Genomic DNA, 1,280 nt, shown 5'->3' with positions numbered 1-1,280 from the left:
TGAACTGCACCCCATTTGTTAGACAGTATGGTATACTATCTAACAAGTGGGGTGTTTTGCTATGCCAAAGGGAGTACCGAACAAACGATACACAGCGGAATTCAAGAAGCTGGTGATCGAAACCATGCAGGAAGAGAAATTGAGTTACAGCGAAACCTGCCGACGATTTGATGTAAACAGCAGAGATCAGATCAAATCATGGGAGCGAATCTACCTGGAGGAAGGACCGGAAGGCTTTGCCGTTGAACGGCGCGGCCGCAGCAGTAAGGGTCGTCGGCCAAAGCAGTTGCCGAAGCAGGTAGAAGAAGATCTGCTGGCAGAGGTTCAGCGGCTGCGTGCGGAGGTAGACTACCTAAAAAATTTGCAAGCCTTGGTTTTGGAAGACGAGCGACGCCAGCACAAAAAACGCTGGTAGTTCAAAAGCTAAGGCAAAAACACGCACTCAGTATACTGCTCTCAATCGCTCAACTGCCCCGTGCAACTTTCTACTATCATTGAAGCAGATGCAGAGAGAAGACAAATATGCATCTGTTAAGGAAGAAATCGCAGCAATTTACCACGAAAACAGGGGCCGGTACGGCTATCGCCGGATCACAGCAGAACTTCGCAAGCGTAAATTCTCTGTGAACCACAAGACTGTCCAGCGGCTCATGAAGAAGCTGGGCTTAGTTTGTCGTGTCAGGATGAAAAAATATCGTTCCTACAAGGGAGAAGTAGGCAAAATTGCACCAAATTTGTTAAATCGGGATTTTCATGCCGAAAAGCCGAATCAGAAATGGGTCACGGATGTGACGGAGTTTAGCCTGTTCGGAGAAAATAGAAAAGCTCTATCTGTCCCCGATTCTCGATCTGCACAGCAACGATCTGGTCAGCTATACCATATCGGATCGTCCTGTGCTCAGCATGGTGACGACCATGCTGAATGAGGCATTTGCAAAAATTCCGGACGGAACAAACCTCATTCTCCATTCTGATCAGGGCTGGCAGTACCAACATAAACAGTATCAACGGATGCTCCGAGAGAAAGGCATCCGGCAGAGCATGAGCCGCAAGGGGAACTGTCTGGACAATGCTGTGATAGAAAATTTCTTTGGGCTGCTCAAAAGTGAGCTGCTATATCTGCAAGAATTTCAGTCCATGGAGCACTTCAAACAGGAACTCGTTGAATATCTGGATTACTACAACAACCGTAGGATCAAGGCAAAGCTAAAGGGCTTGCCGCCTGCAATTCACAGACAGCAAGCCCTTTCGGCTGCTTGAACAATTTTTACTTCAAAATA

3 protein-coding genes are annotated in these 1,280 nt (G+C 47.3%); all 3 read left to right on the top strand.

Annotated elements, in window-relative coordinates; genetic code table 11:
• The first annotated feature begins 61 nt into the window (after positions 1–61).
• The 3 genes from PGY33_RS14260 to PGY33_RS14610 all read left to right on the top strand — a co-directional run bounded on the left by PGY33_RS14260 (position 62) and on the right by PGY33_RS14610 (position 1,260).
• Positions 62–415 carry a helix-turn-helix domain-containing protein gene (locus tag PGY33_RS14260; protein WP_118286318.1) on the top strand — a complete coding sequence of 118 codons (354 nt, stop codon included), beginning with the start codon at positions 62–64 and terminating at the stop codon, positions 413–415.
• 88 nt (positions 416–503) lie between these two features.
• On the top strand, positions 504–926 hold the full coding sequence (locus PGY33_RS14615) for an IS3 family transposase (RefSeq protein WP_442865586.1): 423 nt from the start codon (positions 504–506) through the stop codon (positions 924–926).
• Positions 817–1,260, top strand: a complete 444-nt coding sequence (locus PGY33_RS14610; protein WP_442865587.1) for an IS3 family transposase — start codon at positions 817–819, stop codon at positions 1,258–1,260. The genes PGY33_RS14615 and PGY33_RS14610 overlap by 110 nt, the downstream gene beginning before the upstream one ends.
• The last annotated feature ends 20 nt before the right edge of the window (positions 1,261–1,280 follow it).

The organism is Butyricicoccus sp. AF18-9LB (assembly GCF_027684505.1).
GTDB lineage: Bacteria > Bacillota > Clostridia > Oscillospirales > Butyricicoccaceae > Agathobaculum > Agathobaculum butyriciproducens.
The sequence above is the reverse complement of the archived record's forward strand: the minus strand, read 5'-3'. Positions and strand labels throughout refer to the sequence as shown.

Excerpts from the sequence above, each read along its gene's own strand:
- PGY33_RS14260 (WP_118286318.1), top strand. The coding sequence starts at position 62 with ATGCCAAAGGGAGTACCGAACAAACGATACACAGCGGAATTCAAGAAG.
- PGY33_RS14615 (WP_442865586.1), top strand. The coding sequence starts at position 504 with ATGCAGAGAGAAGACAAATATGCATCTGTTAAGGAAGAAATCGCAGCA.